The organism is Kribbella pratensis, assembly GCF_004365355.1.
Taxonomy (GTDB): domain Bacteria; phylum Actinomycetota; class Actinomycetes; order Propionibacteriales; family Kribbellaceae; genus Kribbella.
Map to the genome: position 1 here is coordinate 3238964 of NZ_SODP01000001.1, position 20013 is coordinate 3258976.

The 20013-nt window shown below is 65.4% G+C and carries 23 protein-coding genes and 2 pseudogenes; 14 read left to right on the forward strand and 11 right to left on the reverse strand.

The window, feature by feature from the left end:
* Nucleotides 1–38 precede the first annotated feature (38 nt).
* From EV653_RS15335 to EV653_RS15350, 4 genes are all read right to left on the reverse strand, one after another.
* A complete protein-coding gene (locus EV653_RS15335) occupies nt 39–485 on the reverse strand; it encodes an ester cyclase (RefSeq protein WP_134103315.1) in 447 nt (148 codons plus the stop codon).
* A 19-nt stretch (nt 486–504) separates the two neighbouring features.
* Nucleotides 505–1386 (reverse strand): NmrA/HSCARG family protein, encoded by an 882-nt coding sequence (locus EV653_RS15340; RefSeq protein ID WP_134103318.1) that lies wholly within the window; start codon nt 1384–1386, stop codon nt 505–507.
* 5 nt (nt 1387–1391) lie between these two features.
* Nucleotides 1392–1637, reverse strand: a complete 246-nt coding sequence (locus EV653_RS42115) for a hypothetical protein (RefSeq protein WP_255510742.1) — start codon at nt 1635–1637, stop codon at nt 1392–1394.
* 99 nt (nt 1638–1736) lie between these two features.
* Nucleotides 1737–2654 carry an MBL fold metallo-hydrolase gene (locus EV653_RS15350; RefSeq protein WP_134103320.1) on the reverse strand — a complete coding sequence of 306 codons (918 nt, stop codon included), beginning with the start codon at nt 2652–2654 and terminating at the stop codon, nt 1737–1739.
* Between the two features lie 161 nt (nt 2655–2815).
* Here EV653_RS15350 and EV653_RS15355 point away from each other — a divergent pair, with 161 nt between their 5' ends.
* Nucleotides 2816–3268: a winged helix-turn-helix transcriptional regulator gene (locus EV653_RS15355; RefSeq protein WP_134103323.1), complete on the forward strand. Its 453-nt coding sequence runs from the start codon at nt 2816–2818 to the stop codon at nt 3266–3268.
* Nucleotides 3269–3523: 255 nt separating this feature from the next.
* On the opposite strand, the gene EV653_RS15360 is transcribed toward EV653_RS15355, so the two are convergent.
* Nucleotides 3524–3928 (reverse strand): tautomerase family protein, encoded by a 405-nt coding sequence (locus tag EV653_RS15360; protein WP_134103325.1) that lies wholly within the window; start codon nt 3926–3928, stop codon nt 3524–3526.
* Nucleotides 3929–4284: 356 nt separating this feature from the next.
* On the opposite strand from EV653_RS15360, the gene EV653_RS15365 reads away from it, so the two are divergent.
* From EV653_RS15365 to EV653_RS15390, 6 genes are all read left to right on the forward strand, one after another.
* A complete protein-coding gene (locus EV653_RS15365; RefSeq protein WP_134103328.1) occupies nt 4285–4704 on the forward strand; it encodes a cupin domain-containing protein in 420 nt (139 codons plus the stop codon).
* A 4-nt stretch (nt 4705–4708) separates the two neighbouring features.
* The gene (locus EV653_RS15370; protein WP_134103331.1) at nt 4709–5968 is read left to right on the forward strand and encodes an MFS transporter; all 1260 of its coding nucleotides are present in this window, start codon (nt 4709–4711) and stop codon (nt 5966–5968) included.
* The gene (locus EV653_RS15375; RefSeq protein ID WP_134103333.1) at nt 5965–6351 is read left to right on the forward strand and encodes a DUF3870 domain-containing protein; all 387 of its coding nucleotides are present in this window, start codon (nt 5965–5967) and stop codon (nt 6349–6351) included. The genes EV653_RS15370 and EV653_RS15375 overlap by 4 nt, the downstream gene beginning before the upstream one ends.
* Nucleotides 6348–7217: an MBL fold metallo-hydrolase gene (locus EV653_RS15380; RefSeq protein WP_134103335.1), complete on the forward strand. Its 870-nt coding sequence runs from the start codon at nt 6348–6350 to the stop codon at nt 7215–7217. Before EV653_RS15375 ends, EV653_RS15380 begins: the two co-directional genes overlap by 4 nt.
* 1138 nt (nt 7218–8355) lie before the next feature.
* The gene (locus EV653_RS15385) at nt 8356–8580 is read left to right on the forward strand and encodes a hypothetical protein (RefSeq protein ID WP_134103337.1); all 225 of its coding nucleotides are present in this window, start codon (nt 8356–8358) and stop codon (nt 8578–8580) included.
* Between the two features lie 60 nt (nt 8581–8640).
* Nucleotides 8641–9093, forward strand: coding sequence for a hypothetical protein (locus EV653_RS15390; RefSeq protein ID WP_134103339.1), 453 nt, complete (start codon nt 8641–8643; stop codon nt 9091–9093).
* Between the two features lie 310 nt (nt 9094–9403).
* Here EV653_RS15390 and EV653_RS41685 read toward each other — a convergent pair.
* Nucleotides 9404–10258: pseudogene (locus EV653_RS41685) on the reverse strand (class I SAM-dependent methyltransferase).
* A 429-nt stretch (nt 10259–10687) separates the two neighbouring features.
* Between EV653_RS41685 and EV653_RS15400 the strand changes: the two are divergent.
* The 5 genes from EV653_RS15400 (at nt 10688) to EV653_RS15420 (ending at nt 14205) form a co-directional block, all read left to right on the forward strand.
* Nucleotides 10688–11137: a MarR family winged helix-turn-helix transcriptional regulator gene (locus tag EV653_RS15400; protein ID WP_134103341.1), complete on the forward strand. Its 450-nt coding sequence runs from the start codon at nt 10688–10690 to the stop codon at nt 11135–11137.
* A gap of 274 nt (nt 11138–11411) precedes the next feature.
* Nucleotides 11412–11873, forward strand: a complete 462-nt coding sequence (locus tag EV653_RS15405; protein ID WP_134103343.1) for a DUF6069 family protein — start codon at nt 11412–11414, stop codon at nt 11871–11873.
* Nucleotides 11874–11941: 68 nt separating this feature from the next.
* Nucleotides 11942–12481, forward strand: a complete 540-nt coding sequence (locus tag EV653_RS15410; RefSeq protein ID WP_134103345.1) for a dihydrofolate reductase family protein — start codon at nt 11942–11944, stop codon at nt 12479–12481.
* Nucleotides 12482–12544: 63 nt separating this feature from the next.
* On the forward strand, nt 12545–12898 hold the full coding sequence (locus EV653_RS15415) for a YciI family protein (protein ID WP_134103347.1): 354 nt from the start codon (nt 12545–12547) through the stop codon (nt 12896–12898).
* Nucleotides 12895–14205, forward strand: a complete 1311-nt coding sequence (locus EV653_RS15420) for an RNA polymerase sigma factor (RefSeq protein WP_238159747.1) — start codon at nt 12895–12897, stop codon at nt 14203–14205. The genes EV653_RS15415 and EV653_RS15420 overlap by 4 nt, the downstream gene beginning before the upstream one ends.
* A 239-nt stretch (nt 14206–14444) precedes the next feature.
* On the opposite strand, the gene EV653_RS15425 is transcribed toward EV653_RS15420, so the two are convergent.
* From EV653_RS15425 to EV653_RS15440, 5 genes are all read right to left on the reverse strand, one after another.
* Nucleotides 14445–15644: a hypothetical protein gene (locus EV653_RS15425; RefSeq protein WP_134103349.1), complete on the reverse strand. Its 1200-nt coding sequence runs from the start codon at nt 15642–15644 to the stop codon at nt 14445–14447.
* A gap of 65 nt (nt 15645–15709) precedes the next feature.
* A complete protein-coding gene (locus EV653_RS41160; RefSeq protein ID WP_166679408.1) occupies nt 15710–15874 on the reverse strand; it encodes a hypothetical protein in 165 nt (54 codons plus the stop codon).
* Between the two features lie 127 nt (nt 15875–16001).
* Nucleotides 16002–17075, reverse strand: a complete 1074-nt coding sequence (locus EV653_RS15430) for an alpha/beta hydrolase (RefSeq protein WP_134103351.1) — start codon at nt 17073–17075, stop codon at nt 16002–16004.
* Between the two features lie 35 nt (nt 17076–17110).
* Nucleotides 17111–18091: a zinc-binding dehydrogenase gene (locus EV653_RS15435; protein WP_134103353.1), complete on the reverse strand. Its 981-nt coding sequence runs from the start codon at nt 18089–18091 to the stop codon at nt 17111–17113.
* 5 nt (nt 18092–18096) lie between these two features.
* Entirely contained in the window at nt 18097–18972 is an 876-nt protein-coding gene (locus EV653_RS15440; RefSeq protein WP_134103355.1) for a haloalkane dehalogenase, read from the reverse strand.
* A gap of 110 nt (nt 18973–19082) precedes the next feature.
* Between EV653_RS15440 and EV653_RS15445 the strand changes: the two are divergent.
* Nucleotides 19083–19199: pseudogene (locus EV653_RS15445) on the forward strand (IS110 family transposase); the annotation flags it as partial.
* Nucleotides 19200–19460: 261 nt separating this feature from the next.
* A complete protein-coding gene (locus EV653_RS15450; RefSeq protein ID WP_134103357.1) occupies nt 19461–19919 on the forward strand; it encodes a hypothetical protein in 459 nt (152 codons plus the stop codon).
* The last annotated feature ends 94 nt before the right edge of the window (nt 19920–20013 follow it).

The following is a 20013-nucleotide window of genomic DNA, read 5'->3' on the forward strand; positions in this document are numbered from 1 at the left end:
CTGCCGACATGGACGTGGGTGGAAACTGAGCGGGGCGGTCAGGGCTGATTGTCGTCCGCACCTCCACTGTGCAGTTGAGCATCCAGGCCCGCCCGGTCGATCTGGATCCAGTACTCCGTGATGCGGTCGTCGGCGACGCGGTACACGGCGCTGGTCAGCTGTGTCAGAGGTGCGCCCGTCGGCGGCCGGCCATCGACAGTTCCGTCATGACGGCCGTGCTGGCTCCATCGGGCATATACCCGGTCGCCCTCGGCGATGAGTTCCTCGATCTCGATCGTGAAGTCGCCGTACAGGTCAGTCATCTGTCTGACGTGCTCGGCATAATCATGCGGCGAACGCTCGACGATGACCGGATTCTCGGCCTGCACCTGGTGCGCGAGCACCCGCGCAGCCAGAAAGCGGTCGGCATACTCCGGATGCGCGCCGGATCGAACCTGTAGCAGGAATGCTCGCACGAGTTCCTTCGCACCGTGCATGTCGGCCATGTTCTCTCCGATCGTTGATTCAGAACAGCTTGGCAACTCTTGCCGCCCCCTCGTCGGCCATCCAGTCCGCGAAGCTCATCAGCCCTGGGTACAGCGTCCGGATCGAAGCCACATCGGCGCCGTATCCGCCCTGCTGGTTGAGAAAATCGGCAGCTTCGGCCAGCGCGGGGTTGAATCGGCGGACGTCCTCGAGCGGCACCTGCACGTACGGAATGTGCCGTCCCGCGGCCTGAGACAGGATCGCGGCGATGTCCGGCGGGCGGAGTTCGTCGCCCGCGATGGTGACGGTTCTGCCGACGTATTGATCGGCGCCGGCGAAGGCGAGTCCGGCAAAGACACCGATATCGGCCAGGGCGATCAGTTGCTCGGGTACATCTGCCACAAACGGTGTCGCCAGTCTGCCGGTTTGCACGCCGAACGCCGGATCGACGTAGTTCTCCATGAATGAAACCGGACGCAGGATCGTCGCCGGGATATCACTACGGCGAACGTGCTCCTCGATCTCCCACTTGCTGCCGAACGCGCGAACATGACGGGCCCGGTCGGCGCCCGCCACCGATGCGTACACGAGGTGTCGCACGCCCGACGAGACGGCGATGTCCGCGACGCTTCGGCCACGGCGTACCTCGTCGTCGTACGGAACGGCCGCCGCGCCCAAGGCTCCCTGCTGCACGCTGAACACTCCGTGAGCTCCCACGAAAGCGCGCTCCAGCGACGCAGGGTCGTCAAGGTGACCTGGCACGACTTCCGCTCCCGCGCGAGCCAGTCGCTGCGCGGCCACGCTCGCAGTATCACGAGTCACCGCTCGCACACCCCAGCCCTGCGAGAGCAGCCGAGCCGCGACCGCACCGCCTTGGTTGCCTGTAGCCCCGATCACGACGATTACATCCGAGATTGCCATCGTCCTCACTGTCCTGATGTCGATTCGCGCCCGCTCAACAGCACTGCTGAGTCCCGTGATCGATCGATCGCGAGGCTCAGGTCGAAGGCTCTCGGGCTGTGTCTCAGAGCCCCGACGGAGATCGCGTCGACGCCGGTCCGGGCAATCGCGCGAGCCGTTCGCAGCGTTACTTTTCCTGATGCTTCGAGCAACACCGGCCTCGCACCGGTAACCGATCCGCGCAGGTCGACCAGCCGCCGGATCCTCCGCAAGTGCCCCGGCGGACGGCATCCCGCGCCGCGTTGAGTGGGAATGTGTTCTCGGCCAACGCCAAGAGACTCCTTTGATATCTGGGGTCGGACGTGTGGTTCTCAGACGCCGGCGGTTTCGAGAACCGGCCGCTCGCTGCTCGGGTTCCACGTCGCCCAGCGATGGATCATGGCCGGCGTGCCGATCCGGCCGAACACGGATCCCGCGAAGTGCCCGCCGGCAATGATGTCGTTCCCGCCGGCGAAACGGCGCAGAACCTCTCGACGGGTCGACCTGGAACGGTCCGGATCCACGTCGAACCTGAAGTTCCAGTCGGGATCGCTCACCTGGGCTTGCGTGTGCATAACGTCGCCGAGGATCACCAGCCGCCGATTTGACCGGGAATCGCTGACGATCACTGACGAGTGCCCGGGAGTGTGTCCTGCAGTCGGCAGGATCTCCAGGCCAGGCAGGTCGAAGCCCGGGTCGTCGACGAACCTGATGCGCTCGGCCAACGGCCGCTGGACCGCCTCGAGGTGTGGGCCGACAACGTCTTCCACCCCGGACCAGTGATCCCACTCTTCACGCCGGACGTAGTGCGTCGCACGGGCGAACGTCAGTCCGTCGACAGAGCGCGTAGCCATACCGGGCGAGGGCGCCACATTCGTCGTCCATCCGACGTGATCGTGGTGGAGATGGGTGAAGAGTACGACGTCGATGTCGTCGGCGCCGATGCCTTCTTCGGCCAGGCTCTTCAGAAGACGTCCGCCACGGAAGCTGGCGAAACCCGGCACCTCGAAGTCGACCTCACCGAGTCCCAGATCGATCAACGCCGCGTACGACTGGGTTCGGACGAGGAAGGAACCCACACTGACCGGAAGCCTTCCGTCCTCGTCCAGGTAGGCGGCATGCCGCGCCCAGCCGTCCGGAGCACTTTCCGGAAAGACCTCTGTCGGGTGCAGCCGCACCTCGCCGTCCGGCAGGTAGGTGACCGTCGTGTCGCCGATCCTGACCTGCTCGCGTGATGCCACGTTCAGCATTCTGTGTCTCCCACTCGCCCAATGAAGCTGTCGCCACTTACTGTTCGTTAGCGTCTGCGTATCGCACAAGTACGCACTTGTAAGTGCGTACCCCCTGAACAAAGGGAAGTCTGCGTGCGACCGGCGTTGCCGAATCACTAACCAGCAGTTAGTGTCGCGGTATGACTCGGCAACCGACGCGACCACGGCCACGACCTGGCAGTCGCCATCCTGGCCGCGCCCGGCTGGCCGACGGACATCTGGCCAACGTCTACAGCGCTGCCTGCCCGTCTCGTCAGGCCCTCGACCGAATCGCAGACAAGTGGACGGTACTGATCGTCGGCGCACTCGAGCGCGGCCCCATGCGGTTCGGCCAGTTGCGCGACGCGATCGACGGGATCAGCGAAAAGATGCTGACGCAAACCCTGCGCAGCCTCGAACGCGACGGCCTCGTCGCCCGCCACGACCACGGCAGCACTCCCCCGCAGGTCGACTATCGCCTGACAGAACTCGGCGCGACGCTCACCGCGCCGGTCGCCGCGGTCCGCGCCTGGGCGGAGCGCTACATCGTCGAGATCGAGACGGCGCGCGCCGCCCACGATTCCGGGCAGTCCCCGCGAAAGGGCAACACCTGACGGCGGCACTCCCTCGATGCGGACAGCAACTCCGCTACCGGACGACCTCGTGGTCGAGGAAGGTCAGTCCCACTCGGATTCCGTGCGTGCCGATGAGGCGCAGCGGCACCTGCTCGCCGCTGCCGTCGAAGGGACGCTCCTTCACCGAAGCCGGCCGGACCCCGCCGGGCCGCCCCGCGCCCATCGTCGTACGGACACCACGAGCGACGAGAACTGATCACTCAGGGGCAAGGGTTCGGATCGGCTGGACGTCGGCTATTCCGCCAGGCCCGGAACGGTGCCCTGGGCAACCAGCTGGGCCTCGCCGTTGCCGACCGACCAATCGGCCAGGCCGGTCTCAGTCAGGACGACGAACACGTCGTCCGGCCGCACGCCGGCTTCGGCCAGATTCTCGGTGATCCGCCGGTACAGCTCCAGCTTGAGTTTCTCCGGGCGCCCACCGACCAACGTGATCTGGACGTAGACGACGTCAGTGCGAGCCACGCCGAGATAGTCGGGATCGAAGACGAGCTCGCCGGGTTCATGGGTCGTGATGATCTGGAACCGGTCGCCGGCGGGAATTCCGATCGCGTCACGCAGCGCGCGATGCACACCCGCTGCGATCGCACCCCGAACCTCGGCCGTGTGACTGGTGGACAGATCGATGCGCACCAATGGCATAGCAGGTCTCACTTCCGATGTTATGTTTGATACTCATCAAACATAACAGACTGCCAACACGCCCCCTCCTCGATGTTCGACGTACGGCGAACAACGTATAACTAGGCGACCGGACCAGCACGAGGGCCGGCATCTTGCGGGCGCAACAGGTCGCGTCTATATTCCGGAGAAATCAACAGATCCTGTTGACGGTGTGTCGCTGGCAGCCGCTCGGTCCGCCACCCACACCACGGTCACAAGATCTCCCTTGAGAGGCGTCGCGATCGCGCCGCCAGGGCGCCTGCCGGTGCCTTGAAGGGAGAGTTCTCGTGTCGATCCACGCCTCGGCCGATTCGGTCCAAGAACAGACTGCCGACATGGGCAGCACCTCGTTCACGACGAAGGTTGTCTACGGCAACTCCGCCTCCTTGATGGTCGCGACCCGCCCGGCCGACTACCATTCGGCGCCGCACTACCACGACTGCGAGCAGCTGAACTGGCTGCAGAACGGCGAGCTGTGGGTATTCGTGGACGAAGCTGCGTACCACCTGCGGGCCGGCGATTTCATCCGCATTCCTGCCGGGCAAGTGCACTGGTCGTGGAACAAGGGCGATGCTCCGTGCACGCTGATCGAGGTGCACAGCCCGGGGCTGCACGCCGACCCGCTGGTGAAGAAGTTCGCGGTGAGCCTGCACCGCGACGGCGAGGTCCCGGACTTCCTCGGTTCGCCGGTCAACACGTTCCTTCCCGAGAACGCCTCGTTCGACCCGTCCGTCGCCGAACAGAAGGCGGAGTAGCGCCATGGACACGAATACGTCCACCGGCCAAGTCACCGGACGCGCGTCGCGGTACGCGTGGGTCATCGTCGCAGTGCTCTGGCTGACACTGCTGGTCTCGTACTTCGACCGGGTGGCGATCGCCGCTGCGCTACCGTTCATGTCGCGCGAACTCGGCCTGTCCCCTTCCGTCGTCGGGGTCGTCACCGGCGCGCTGTTCCTCAGCTACACGGCGGTCCAGGTCCCGGCGGGGTACCTGTCCGACCGGATCGGGCAACGCCGGGTCATCGCGGCCGCGATCGCCTGGTGGACGGTCTTCAGCTTCCTGACCGGGGTGGTCGCGAGCAGCTTGATCGCGCTCGTCGCCGTCCGGTTCCTCATGGGCGCGGGCGAAGGCTTCCACCCGCCGCCGCTGTGGCGAACCCTGTCCAACTGGTTCCCGTCCGGCGGACGGTCCAAGCCGTTGGCGCTGATGCTGACAGCACTCACCCTGGGGCCCGCGCTGGCTCCCGTGGTGGCGCTGCCCATCATCTCGTCGCTCGGCTGGCGCTGGGTCTTCTACCTGACGGCGATTCCGGGCGCGCTGACCGTGCTCCTCGTGCTCCTGATGCTCCGGGACTCGCCACTGAAGAAGAACCTCCGCACCGACGTACCGCCCAGCCGACACCTTGCCCAGAAACGGAACTGGCTGCTGCCGCACATCTGGCTGACGTTCGGTGCGTTCTTCTTCTTCGGTTTCGTCCTGTACGGCCTCATGAGCTGGCTGCCCACCTACCTGATCAAGTACCGCGGACTCACCCTCACCCATGCCGGTGTGTTCTCGAGTTCGCCGTACCTGGCCGGAACCGCCGGACTGGTGATCGGCGCGTTCATGTGCCAGCGCTACTTCAACAACGTACGCAGGCGGTTCATCGCGGCGACGTACTTGCTGACCGCCGTGTCCATCGCGCTGACCGTCCTGGCTCCCACTGTGAACCTCGCCGGTCTCGCGCTCACCCTGTCGGGCTTCTTCCTGTTCGCGGGGCTGGGTCCGTTCTGGTCGGTTCCGATGGACATCGTGCAGCCGCACGAGGTCGGCATGTGGCTCGGTTTCATCAACATGGGCACGCAGATCTCCGGCTTCCTCGGACCGATCCTGATCGGGTGGATGATCCAGACCACGGGCTCCTTCACGGTCGTGTTCCTCGCGATGATCTGCTCCCTGGTACTCGCCGCGGGCTGCCTGACGATGGCCCGCGCCAAGCCGGTGCCATCTGCCCTGATGCGTGCCTCGGTGCCGACATGAGTACCGGAACGTCGATCGTTCTCCCTGCCGCCGAGCAGTGGCAGTCTGGGCTGATGGACATCGAGCACCACCTGATCGTCGTTGGCTACGCCAAGGTTCCGGCGATGTCCGCATCCCGCGCGGCGCACGAGTACCTGGCCGTCAGCCTGCGGATCGATCGCAGAACGGGCCAGGTCGTGCAGGTCGACTCGACCGCGGTGACCGGTCTCGTCCGCGAATGGATCGCCGAGCTGCTCCTCGGCCGGAATGTCACCGCGGACATCAAGCCGGTCATCGAGCAGATCGACCGGAACTACCTGGGACACGGCGCGGGCCCGATCAAGCAGGCGATCATCGACGCCTGGCGCCGCTACGCCACTCAGCACAGGGAGAACGAATCGTGATCGGCGACCAGGTGACCTATGAGATCCATCGGCTGAACTTCGGCTCCGTCACGATCGACGAGTCCATGCGGTTGCGAGGTATCGCGCCCGGCCACGTCATCGACGTACCCGCCCAGGGGTTTCTCGTCCTCGGCGGTCCGGGTCCGGTCCTCGTCGACGCCGGCTACCGCGACACCGCTGTTCTCGGTGCGGGTGGGTCCGTCGGGCCAGGGCAGACATTCGAGGAACAGCTCGCCGCACACGACGTGGCACCTGGTGATCTGAGCTGCGTGATCATGACCCACCTACATCGCGACCACGCCGGGCATCTCGACAAGGTGCCGCTCGACGTACCCGTGATCGTCAACCGCAGCGAACTCGGGAACGCTTGCACCGGCATCCAGGGCCGCGCATATGCCCTCGACGACCTGCACCACCTGCTGGACAGGGTCTACACGCCCGGTGCGATCCAATTTCTGGACCTGGAGCAGTCCGGGCCGCAAGAAGTACTGCCGGGCATCGTCTGCCACCTGTCCGGCGGGCATACCCCCGGTTCGATCGGCATCGTCGTACCGACCTCCGAAGGCGAGGCGTACCTGTGCGGCGACCTGTTCTACGACGTCGAAGGCGCCTTGCACAGTCAGCCCACCGGGACGTTCACGGCCGGAGTCCAGCCGTCGGCCCTGGTCGTCTCGGATCCCGCGTTGAGCAACAACTTCACGACCTCGGTCGTAGAGGAGATCGGAGCGATCAAACGAGCACTCAAATACCGTTTCATCCTGCCCGCGCATGACGACCCCGGCGTCCTCGAGTCCGGTCGCTACATCGGCCGGATCGAGGGCCCTGTCGTACCGGGTCCGATCACGCCAGTGAAAACCGATCGCTGAGCAGCCGCCGTCAGAAGGTCAGGCCCAGACGAGCTGTCGCTCGTAGGTTTCCAGCACCGAGCCTGGCTAGCCGTTCGGCAGCGGACTGCTGCACCACCGAAGGCTGCGCATGCCTCAAGGCGTTCCTGTCGACCACGTTCCCGCGCTTCAAGCGCCGCAGTCCGCATAGTTGCCTTCTGCTGGCCGAGATACGTAAGGGCTGAGCCCAAGAGGGTACCGATGACCGCGATCACGGCAGCAATAGCTGGCTCCACGGGAGTAGTGCATCACGAGGAACATCAATCGTGAACGACCCGAGGGCACAGCATGGTCGGCGCGCAAGCCGGTTGTGAACGCCGCGCCGACGAGGGCAGCGGGCCCGGTGAACGGTGCAGTCGAGGGTGCCGACCGGCGCTGATCTGAGGGCCCACGGTCGCTTGACCCTCTTCAAAGGACGAACCGGGCGCCATGGCCGAGTCACTCGCGTCAGCTAGTCGGGCCAGGCGACCGACCGGCCACCGTGAGACAGGTGGTTTTCGATGTAACTCTCAACGTAATCCTCGAGGGCTCTCAGCGACCAGTTACATTCAACGATGCCCCACCTACCGCGGTCATGCAGCACTTGGCCGTTCGTGGTTATGTATACGCGGGAAATGTCATCGACAGTCACATCGACCGACCCATCTCGGCCGCGATGCACGCTTTCCCTTTGTCCGTATGACTCGGAATAGATTGTCCAGCCCTGCAAGTCTGGTACCTCCACCGACCGCGGTATGAACCAGCGCCTCTGCGTCACGGTGCGCGAGCTTATCGTTTCGGGATCTATTCCAGAGCCTACTGCCCAGGTGGCAAAACGCCGGATCAGGTCGCGACGCGCCTTTTGATCCGGGCTCACACGCGGTGGGCTGCTGGCGGCATCGTGGCTAGGCACTGCCGGCTCTTTGGTCCTTCTGGCCTCGGCCTGCTCACGCGCTGCAGTTGACGCGGCTTTTTCTCTCAGCCGCTCAACCCTTGCGTGCATATCACTCACTGGTGACGCCCCCTTCGTGTCTGCTACTGCCAATGGCGGACGCCAGAGCAAAAACACTTTACCCAGTCCTATGAGGAGGTCGCCATCAATGGCGACCTCTAGTAGCGCTTAAGGGCACCCCTCAGCTGCTTGGGCGCGACGTCCCCTTCCGCCTTCGCGGATCCGAGACCCGGAGCCTCCAACCAGTTCATCTTCGACAAGCTGGTCATCGCCGCCGTGAAGGAGGAGACGATTGTCGCTGTGGCCGAGCTGCGCGAGCCGATCACCACGCCGGTCCACGAGGACCTCCGGAGCTGCACGGAGGCCAACGCAACGAACCTCGGCCATCTCTCTGATGGCGAAATTCGAAAATGAGTCCGCGCAGAATGCGGGCCTGCTAGATTCGGCGAACACAACTTTGCATGGGGGAAGTCGATGGAGTCAGAAGCGCGGGCGCTGAGTGACTTCAGCGATCTGTTCGCAGTTACGGGCACCCGCCCGCCGATCGAGATAGCGCAGGGTCTCGCAGCGCTCGCAGGCGACGAGCCGGTGTCACACCCTGTTTCCACCTACACGGGCTCAGGCTGGGAGTGCATCGGGCTGCTCGGCAACTCGGTGCTCAGCGTCTCCGGGAAAAGCTCCGGCAAGGACTGGTTCAGCGGAAGCGTCCCGGACCACGCAAAGGTGAACGTGTGGGGCAGCCTGACCGCACTGTCGGACGTGGTCGCCTGCCGGCTGCTCGAACTCCACTCACGAGGCCCGGCACAGTTCTGGACCCGGTGGGCATTGCAGTTGAGGAACGCTGACACTCTGCTCATCCCGTGGACCTACCGGGACGCACCTCGCCACGAGGCGTTCGCGCTCGAGGTCGCCAAGCGGATCCGCTGACATGAAGTAGGCCCGGAGCCCAAAGCGCCGGAGGCTGCGTGCTTCTGCCGACCACGGAGCAGAAGGTGGCCGGCGGGCCTGGGGCAGGCCCGCGCTGGGGGGTATCGGGGCGTGACAGCAATACCTAATGCCGGAGATGACGCGCTCGGCCGGCTGATCGGCCGCTGAGCCCGAAGCGATTCCTGCCGCACGGGTACGTTTCGCGCTGTCCTCAGGCTGGTCATGCACGGCGCGCTGGCTCGACAGACCTCGTCTAGCCGAGTTCGGTGGACTTGTGCGGAGAGCCTGAATTCGAAGCAGGATTCATGGTTTAGGGTCGCGTGGTGCGCTCGCTGCTTGCCATCCTGTCGCGCTCGGCGCTGACGATCAGGAAGTTCGGCAGCGCGACGTAGGACTCGATCGCATCGATTCCGCTGTCTCGTGCGACCTGTGGATCCAGTCCCGGTTCGCACACTTCAATCACTCGACACCCGAGACCGATGACCTCGTTGATGTAGGCCGACAGCGGGCGGTGGAAGTCGGGTGCACAGCCCCCTGGCATCTCGTACTCATCCAGATACCGATCAAGCTGATAATGACCGTGATCCCGCCACGTCGGGTAGAGATTCTCAAACGCCGGATGAGTGATCGAGAACACGAACCGGCCGCCCGGCTTCAGCGCTCCGACGCACGCCGCCATCGCCGACTGCCAGGCAGGTATGGCGAGCAGCACCATGCTGCAGACCACCGCATCGAACGGCTGACCAACCTCCGGCAACGTCGAGAGATCAGCCTACACAAACCTGATCCCCTGACGCCGCTCCTGCTCCATCCTCTGAGCGCGCGCCAGCAGCGCGGCAGCCGGCTCCACACCAACCACCTCAGCTCCACCTTCAGCCAACAGCCGACTCAAATAGCCTTCGCCACTGCCTGCATCGAGAACTTTCCGACCATCGACGGACCCCAGCATCCGGAGCAGGTTCCCATTCATCAAGTGGCGCTTGGGAAAGTCGCCCTGATCGTCGTACGCCTCAATCGCGTCAGTGGGCATCGCCGACCATGCTGCGATCGCCTCTGAGTTACTCATCGTGGACATGCAGTCACACCTCTCCGACGACAGACAGGAAGGGACAGCCATGTAACCTACCGCCCCGCCCCGCCCCGCCCCGCCCAGCCAGCTCTGCATGCCGTTCCATCACCGGTCTGACGACCAGCGGACGCGGAATGCGCACGATCTTGATACACAGAGTGTCAGGTAATTCACTGCTTACAACCTACTCTTCACTTTTCGGCTCCCCGGAGATACCACTCCTAAACCGGAGCCTCAGGTCGCCAAGACCAAGCGCTTGACTCATAGCCGCTGAGGACGCTGGAGTATCTGCGGCGTGCGAGATAGCGACGCTCGCGAGTGTGTGCTCGTGGCTCGCTTGTTGATCCCGTTCCAGGAACATCTCCGGGACCGCCAGGTCCGCGATCCTCGCCCTCGCGGCCCTCGTGATCGGTGCCCGACTCGTGGTCGACGCGGTCAACATTGGGAATGCTCGAATACATAGACAGTCTCCTGTCTTTCGATTACAGTAGACAGTTGCCTGTCCATCTTAGAAGGAAGTTGACCGTGAACGCACCGACACTCCCCTTCGGCACCGCGATGGCGCTCGCTGAGCGCAACCTGCGTGGTCCGCTGATCCAGATCCTGACCGAGGAGGACCTTGAGCCCGGCGCGTGGTTCACGCTCAACACCCTCGGCCTGCGAGGGGCTACCCCGACGACGACCGTCAAAGAGCTGCTCTCCACCAGTGGGTACGACCACGCGAGCAGCGATGATCTGCTCAGGCGCCTCGCCGCCGTCGGACTGATCGAGGACGGCGATGAGCTACTCCGCCTCACCCCCGCAGGAGCCGAGCGCTACGAGTCCGTACGCGAGCGGATCGGCGCGGCGACCGGTCGGGTGTTCAGCCTCTTCGACGCGGCTCGGGTCGAGACAGCCCGCGCCCTTTTGCAACAGCTCGCCGAGACCGACCCGGCGACGATCGCCGAGATCGCATTCGGCAAGGCACCAGCGTGAGATCCCGCGCACAGGGCGCCCCCGCCACTATCTCCGGTGGCGGGGAGCGATCCAGGGGCTCCAGGCTGCGCTGAGGGCAGCGCTGGCCGGGCCGACGCCTCGTCACCGCAAAGCGGCGAACCTGAGGCGTCGTGGGGTTCCTTTCCTGGGCTAGGACCGGAGAAACCCCGGCGGCCCCTGCCGGATTTCAGCAGTTGTCGATTTCCGGGATGCTCCTTCGGCATAGGCACGGAAGACACCGAAAGTCGGTGCCAGGTGTTCATCGGAGTCCATCATGAGAACGAGGTCCGCGACCTTGACTAGCACGCCACCCACCCCGGCCAAGGTCCCGCTCCGCGCGCTGCTGCGGGTCAGCCTGGTCGCAACGGTCGCGGCTGCCGCCGCGACCGAGACACTGACGGCGATCGTCCGGATTGCCGGTGTCGACCTCGCGGTCGGCAATCCGGGCGGCAGCCCTTCCTCCGTCGTCCCGGTGAACGCCGGGGCGTGCGCCATCGCAGTCGCGATGTGCATGGTCACCGGTACGGCGATGGCGGCAATTATCAACTGGCGCTCTTCACGCCCGGCCCGTACCTATCGCATCGCGGCCGCCGTGCTCGCCCTGCTGTCCCCCGTGGCGCCACTGACGGCCGCAGGTACCGACAACGCGACCAAGCTCACCCTGATCTGCGCTCATCTCCTGGCAGCCGCAGTCGTCATCACCATGGTGAGCCGCTGCCTCGCGGGCACGCGATGACCCGGACAAAGCCGCCAGCACGCCACCCACAACCACCTACAAAGCTCCGACACACCGAGGAGACGATTATGGGATCGATCAAGTCCAGCCTCTTCATTTCAATCGACGGCGTCATCGAGGCGCCCGAGACATGGCACTTCGACTACTTTGACGAGGAGATGGGAGCAGTCGTCGGCACGATGATGAACGAGACCGACGCGACCCTGTTGGGGCGGCAGACCTACGAGGAGTTCGCCGGCTACTGGCCGAACGCCGACCCCGACGACCCGATCACCGCGCAGATGAACGGCGCGCGCAAGTACGTCGTGTCGAACACGCTCACCGATGCGACCTGGGAGAACTCGACCGTCATCAACGGCGAAGTCGCGGCGAAACTGACCGCCCTCAAGCAGGACACCCGGCTCAGCACGACCGGCAGCGCCACCCTGGTACGCAGGCTGCTCGAAGCAGGCTTGGTCGACGAGTTGCATCTGCTGGTACACCCGGTCGTGGTCGGGAGCGGCAAGAAGCTGTTCGCTGACGGCGCGAAGGTATCGCTTGACCTGATCACCGCTACCACCTTCAAGACCGGCGTGGTGCACCTGGTCTACGCCCCGACCACGCGCTGATCACCGACCTGCACGATCCGTCCAGAATGGCTGGACGTCGTTCACCACAAGGAGAACAGACAGATGCGCTACATGGTCATGCACTACCAGACCGAGGCGATGGAGGACGGCGTCCTGCCCTCGCCCGAGGAGCAAGCCGCGATCGGCCAGTACATGCAGGAGGCGGCCCTGTCCGGGGTACTCCTCTCCGGCGAAGGTGTCGCGCCGAGCTCCGCCGGTGCCCGGCTCGAGGTCACGGACGGCGAGGTGCGGGTCATCGACGGCCCGTTCGCGGAAGCGAAGGAGCTCATCGCCGGCTTCGCCATCCTCGAGGTCGACTCGCTCGCCGAGGCGGTCGAGCACGCGCGCAGGTTCGCGCTGTTGGTCGGTGTTGAGCGGCTCGACGTACGACGCGTCCTCGAGTTCTCCGACCTGTGAGGAAGGCGGCAACCATCGACCGCCACAGCGCCGCCACGGACACCGCAGCCCTCGACACCACCGTGGCGACGCTGTGGCGCGTCGAGTCCCCCCGTGTCATTGCTCGCCTGGTTCGGCTCGTCGGGGACGTCGACACCGCCGAGGAACTGACCCAGGACGCGTTCGTCACCGCCATCGAGAAGTGGCGGAGCGAAGGCATTCCGAACAACCCGGCAGCCTGGCTGCACAAGTGCGCACGCTTCCTCGCCGTCGATCGGATCCGACGGCGCGACACCCTGCACAGCAAGTACCGGCAGATCGCTGCCACCAGCCCGCAGACCGTGGCCGTCGACATCGACGAGGTCGTCGACGGCGACCTGGCCGACGATCTGCTCGGGCTCATCTTCATGGTCTGTCACCCGATCCTGTCCCCCGACGCCCGCTCGGCGCTCACTCTCAAAGTGATCTGCGGCCTCAAGACCGAGGACGTGGCCCGGGCCTTCCTCGCACCCGAGCCGACGATTGCCCAGCGCATCGTCCGAGCCAAACTCACGTTGGCCGCGGCAAGCATCCGCTTCGAGCTGCCGGAGGCGACCGAGCGCTCCGCGCGGCTCGCCGCCGTACGCGAGGTCATCTACCTTGTGTTCAACGAGGGCCACACCGCGACGAGCGGAGAGCAGTGGATCCGCATCGACTTGTGCACCGAGGCGCTCCGCCTGGGACGAATGCTGGCCAGCCTGACTCCCCGCGATCCCGAGACGCTAGGACTTCTGGCGCTGATGGAGCTGCAGGCGTCACGCCTGAAGGCTCGCACGGGACCCCAGGGCGAACCAATTCTCCTGATGGACCAGGACCGCACGCGTTGGGACCAGTTGCTCGTCCGCCGTGGGCTTGCGCTCCTCCGACGCGTCGACGAACTTGGTGGGTCGGCCGGGCCCTACTCGCTCCAGGCGGCGATCGCTGCCTGTCACGCGCGAGCCCGGACCGTCGCGGACACCGACTGGCACCGCATCACGGCGCTCTACGACGGGCTCGCTCAGATCAGCCCGTCGCCGGTGATCGAGCTCAACCGCGCCGTGGCTACCGCGCAGGCATTCGGGCCGCACGCCGGGCTCGCCCTCCTGAGCCCTCTTTTCGATCTGCGCAGCATGCGCCGCTACCACCTGCTGCCGGCGGTCACGGGCGACCTGCTTTGTCGGGCCGGACGGCACGAAGAAGCCCGCCAGCAGTTCCTGCGGGCCGCAGCCCTGACAAAGAACAGCCAGGAGCGTTCGACCATGCAAGGACGAGCGGCGGAGTGCGCCTCCCGCCACGCCGATATACATTAACGGTCGAGTCCCTCCGCGATTTGAAGCTGCTGTGGCGGTCCGGGAGTCTGGCCGGAGCCAGTTGATCATCGCGCGTTCCAGTCGGGGCCGCGGTTTGCCGACGCGCCGTACCGGGCCCAGTTGATGGCCGAGTTCCAGCCGGACAGTCCACCTCAACTAACACCGCGGATCCTGCTCGCAGCGATGCGGTCCGACTCCGACCGAGGTCGGAGCGGGACCGCATCGCCGTGGTACTGGCGTCATCTGGTGGCGATGTCACCAGGAAGTGCGTTGACTGCGTCGGTGATCTCGGTGAAGTACTGGCGATTCGGTCCGGCGCCGGAGATGACGCCCTTGGCCTGGACCTGTCCGTTGCTGTCCACCGTGTAGACGGGGCCACCGGAATCGCCGTTGGTGACGTTCCCCGTTGAGGGCGGGATCCCGTAGGTGACATTGCGGGCCGTGCCGACATAGGTGCCGTTGTCGTAATAGTCGACGTCGTAACTGGCGGTCCTGACCGCGAAGCCACAGATCTCGCCTGTCGTGGATCCGCCGGTGCAGTACTTGTCGAGTGGGTAGGACTTGCGGTTGAACCGGCCGATCACGTTGCGCCACAGGCTGGAGGTCGGGCCGCCGACGTAGATCCGGGCGTCACTGGCCCCGGTGCCGGCCGGGATCTGTACCAGGCCGAGATCGCCCCGGTCGTAGGGATCCCCGGGGTACTTGACAGTGCCGGTGCCGTCGTTCCAGTTGTTGCTGATCGTGTTACCGATCGACTCGACCACAGATGACACCGGTCCGCCGTTGGGGACGCAGTGCCCGGCGGTCAGGATGCCGTGATAGCCGCCATTACGCCAGGCGAACGCAGCGGTGCAGTAATATCCACCTGGAACGTTGATCCGGGCACCGCCCAGAAAAGGGCTCCTGTCAGCCCTCCAGCCACCATAAGTTGCCCTTGGCAAGGGGATGCCCGGGGTCAGGTGGATCGCGACGTGATCTGCACCGAATCGGTCTGCGAGCGCTTTGCGCAGAGCGGCCGTGGCCGCAACTGCTTCAACGACCACCCGATTGCGCTCGATCTGCACGAAGGTGCCGTATACGCTGCCGTTGCCCGGCAGACCGGTGGCGCCGAGGCTGATCGCCTCGTGCTGGATTCGTCTCAGCGTCGCATAGTCGGTCGTGACGCTCCTGACTCGCACGGGAGCAACTGCGACGTTGGAGCGCGAAGACGCGGCGATCCGTTCACCGGTTCGGGTGACCGTGGTGGTGACCACCTCGCCGGTCGATCGGTCGTAGTACGCGCCACCGAGGTCATAAGGGTGCTCCTCCGCCTGCGCTTGAGCGGCGGCGACGGCGGCGGACACCTTCTCAGGCAGCGCCGTGCCGGCATCGAACGGGTCACTGGTGAACACTTCGATGTCGTCCGGGTCCCACTTGGACTGGCCCAGCGCCGCTTGCATCTGGACTGCGCTTAGGCTCACGACCGCAACGGCCAAAGCGCCCGCCAGCCTTCTGTGATAAATCCTCACTCTGTCTCCTTCATGGGATCATGCGAGAGCACTGCGGGCCGGGCGGTCCGCGGTGGGTTCAGACTGTGATGGTCGATCCAGACGGAGCTGGCGGCGGCGATGTCCTCGGGGCGGTCCTCGAGGGCGTGATGGCCGGCCTGCCCGAAGGCGTTGGTCTTCATGCGGCCGATGAGCTGGTCGTGTCGACTACACCCTCACGTCGGTCGGAGCGACTCTCTCCAGCCAGGTCCGCGCATTGATCGGCTGGGCAGAGAAGCGCCGCCAGTACGTCGCGGGATCGCGCGTCCGCTACCAGGCGAACTGAGGTTTCTTGCCGGTTCCGACGGTGTGGTCGGCCCACGCGGTGATGCTGCGGTAGGCGACATCGGCGTTGCGGTGGAGGTTGATCACGTGGCCGGCCTGCGGGATGACGACCGCGTCGACTCGACTCCGGGGATAGAAGTGCTGCTCGGCCGCGGCGAGCGTTGCCGCCGACGAGCAATCGGTGGCGTCTGGGGCACAAGCGAGCAGATCGGCGGCTCCGTTCGCGATGAGGATCGGCAGGGTGAGCTCCTCGCTCACGCCCGGCGCATTGGCGTCGCCGATGCTGAAGATCTCGCCGAGGGTGTTGGTCTCCTTCGTCGCGATGTCCAGCGCCACGACACGCGGGTCCGCGTCGGCCAGGTAGTAGAAGAAGTCGGGGCGTTGCCTGTCCTGCGCCGTCACATAGCCGCTGTCGCCGGGCGGCACCTCCGCGGCCAGCCGCGGAACCTCCGAGACCGGCTGACCTAGCTGGGCCAGCAGCCTTTGAGTGCTCGGCGAGATCTTGTGCGCGCTGCCGGTCAGAATGAGCGCGTCCACGTCTCGGTAGCGCGAGGCCTCCAGCTTGGCGATCTCCGAGCCGTACGAGTGGCCGACGAGCACCACCTTGGTGAAGGTCCGTCCGGAGATCGCGCCGGAACGCAGCGCGGCGACGATCTGATGGATGGTGTAGGCGTTGGACCCCAAGGTGACGTCGGTGCTAGCGGGATGAGAACTGCGCGCGACGCCGATGCGGTCGAGATTGAAGGTCGCGTACCCGGCCCGGTTCGCCCAGCGCACATAGGAATACTGAGCCGACTTGAACGGGAAATCCCAATACAGATGGCTGTAGTTCAAGCCGTGGATCAGCACCTGCACGGTGGCGCCGGGCCGATGGTTGGGCGTGCAGAGCTGGCCCCAGATCTGGTACTGCGCCGGCTGGTCCGGCGCGATCGACACGGGCACTGTGACGTCTCGGCAGTGCGTCGCGGAATCGGACGCGGCGGCCGTCGCCAGGCCTGCGGCCGGTAGGCCGATCAGCAGGCTCGCAACGGCGACGGCGCGCAGGATGCGGTGAAGCATGGTGGTGTTCCTGTTCTGATGGGATGGAGTCCGGGTCACGGTCGAAGGACCGTCTTTCCGACGGTTGCGCGCGATTGCAGGGCAGTGTGTGCGGCGGCGGCGTCCGCAAGAGGGAAGCGCTGCCCGATGACCGGAATGAGTTGTTTGCTGTTGACCGCTTCCAGGGCGCTCAGCTCCAGCGGTCGGGTGCCGCCCGGGCGCTGAAGGATCCTGGCGCCGATGGCGGACGCGGCACTGATGCCCCGACCGAACAGATCACCGGCCGACAGTTCGGTCAGCGAGCCTGACGACGAACCGAACATGATCAGCCGTCCGCCGACACCGAGCAGCTCCAAGGCCGCCCGACCGACCAGGCCGCCGACACCGTCGAGAACCAGCGTCACAGGCCTGCCCGCCAACGCGTCGCGCACGGCATCGGGCCAGCCGGCTTGGCTGTAGTCGATGGCGTGGTGGGCGCCGGTGTGGGCGGCCAGCGTGACCTTGGCGGGGCCACCGGCTACGCCGACGACCGTCGCGCCAACCGCACGCGCCGCCTGGATCAGGAGTGTTCCGATGCCGCCGGCGGCCGCCGTGATGAGGACGACGTCATCGGCAGTCGGCACCGCAAGCTCGAGGATGGCCATCGTGGTACGGCCGGTGCCGATCATCGCCGCCGCGGAATCTGCGTCGAGATCATCGGGGATGACGTGCACCGTCGCCGACGGGGCCAACGCGAGCTCGGCGTACCCGCCGCTGATCAGGCCGAGATCGGCGACGACGCGTTGCCCGAGGAGGCCCTGGTCGGCGTCGGCACCGATCTCGTCGACGACTCCAGCGACCTCGCGCCCGGGCGTCATCGGCAGGCTGGGAGCGACCCGCGGGCCTGCACTGCCTTGGCGAATGATGGTGTCCAGCAAGTGCACGCCGGCCGACTCGACTCTGATCCGCGCCTCGCCGCCCGTGGGGTGCGGGTCGGGCACCTCCTCCAGTAGGAGTTTGTCGGGGCCACCGAACGCGTACTGCCTGATCGCGAGCATCGCCGTCAGCCCTCGCCGTCGAAGCGGAAATTGTGCTTGTCCAGCCAGTTGACGAGCGAGGCGGCGATGGCCTCGGGCTGGTCCTCGGGGGTGTGATGTCCGGCCAGGCCGTGTGTCTCGATCTCGAGAGCGGACACATTGGTCGCGCACCAGTCGACGATCTCCGGACCCATCATCGTGCCCGGGCCGGGTTCGAAGGTGAGCAGCAGCTTGGGCACGTCCGCGCTGGCGGCCAGCCACGCGTCGTACGCGACGATCCTCGCCACAACGTCGGCCGGCTGCCCGTCCAACGGCATCGCGCGCGGCCATTGCAGCAACGGCGTACGACTCTCCCTGGTCGGGTACGGCCGCCGGTAGGTGTCCAACTCCTCGCCACTCAACCCGCGGGCGGTGGTCCTCGGCAACGCTTCCTCGATGAACGCGTTCTGGTCCAGGATCATCGCCTCGCCCACCCCCGGCGTCCGAATCGCCTCGAACAGAGGACGCGCCCCGGCAGGGAACTCCTCCCAGGACATCGGCTTCACGATCGTTTCGGTGAAGGCGATGCCCTTGATCCGGCCGGGGTGGCGGGCCGCCCAGTCGAAGGCGAGAGCGCCGCCCCAGTCGTGGCCGATCAGCACGATCCGGTCGAGACCGAGTGCGTCGAACCATGCGTCGAGATAGCGGGCGTGGTCGTCGAACGTGTACGCAATGTCCGGCTTACCGGACTCCCCCATACCGATCAGGTCCGGCGCCAGACACCGGCCCGACTCGCCGACGATCGGCAAGATGTGGCGCCACAGGTACGACGTCGTCGGGTTGCCGTGGAGGAAGACGATCGGCGTCCCGGCGCCGATCTCCCGGTAGAACATGGTGGAGTGCAGAACAGGTGCGCTGGGCATGACAGGCCTCTCGGACGATGACATAATAGACAGGTGCCTGACCAAACTAGTAACTAGACAGGCAGCTGTCAATACGGGTTCACTGCGAAGCGATGCGGTTCGCTCTCCTCCTGGCGACGCGCCGGATCGCCGACCTGCACCCAGCAAACGCCAAGACCGACGCGCGCGACGCTTACGCGATCGCCGAAGCCGCCCGGTCGATGCCCCACGCGCTGCGCCGCGTCAGACAACTGGTTTGTTCTTGGTCGGGGCGACGTCGCAGACCGCTCCCTCGTAGCTCGTCGGAGTTGCTGTCATCGATGACTAACTGACGGGTCATCGACCCCAAGGCCGCTGCACAGCTGCAGGCGCTCCCGGCCTACCGCGACGCGATGCTGCGGCAGCAGAGCAACTGCTCTTCTTACCGAGAGACAAGACATCTTGACAGGCGACTGTCTATTTCTTAATTTAGTCAGGCACTTGTCTAGTTGGTTCAATTTTGGAGCGCAATGAAATCATCGACGAAACTCGTAGTTCTGGCCTGGATCCTCTCGGCCTTCCTCAGCGTCACGACCTTGAGCACCACTGCGGAAGCGGCGGTGTCCGGCTTCAGCATCCGCAACTCCCACAGCGGTAGATGCTTGAACGCGCCAGGAACCAACATGTACCTAACCGATGCGCCGTGCAACAAGGACATCGCGAGTCAACGCTGGATCAATGTTGGCAGCATGTTGGAGAACAGGGCGCAGCCGTTTGCCGACTGGTGCGTGGCGGGTCAGGGTCACGAGGAGCGCGCTTTGCTCAAAGTTTGCAACAGCCCTGAAACCATCTGGTCGGTCAACTCTTTCCGTGACGGCGCCAGGGTCAAGATCTGGAACTCCACCTGCGGGTACCTCAAGGTGATGCCAACGGTGGGATGCGGTCGGGCCACCATCGCTACCTCCGACTACTGGTATATCGACTACTGACGGGTTCGGCTGGTCTCTCATCGGGCGCGGCCCAAGCTGTTCACAGCCGTCGAGGGATCAGCCGCTTCGGGGGGCCCATCCGGCACACTGGAAC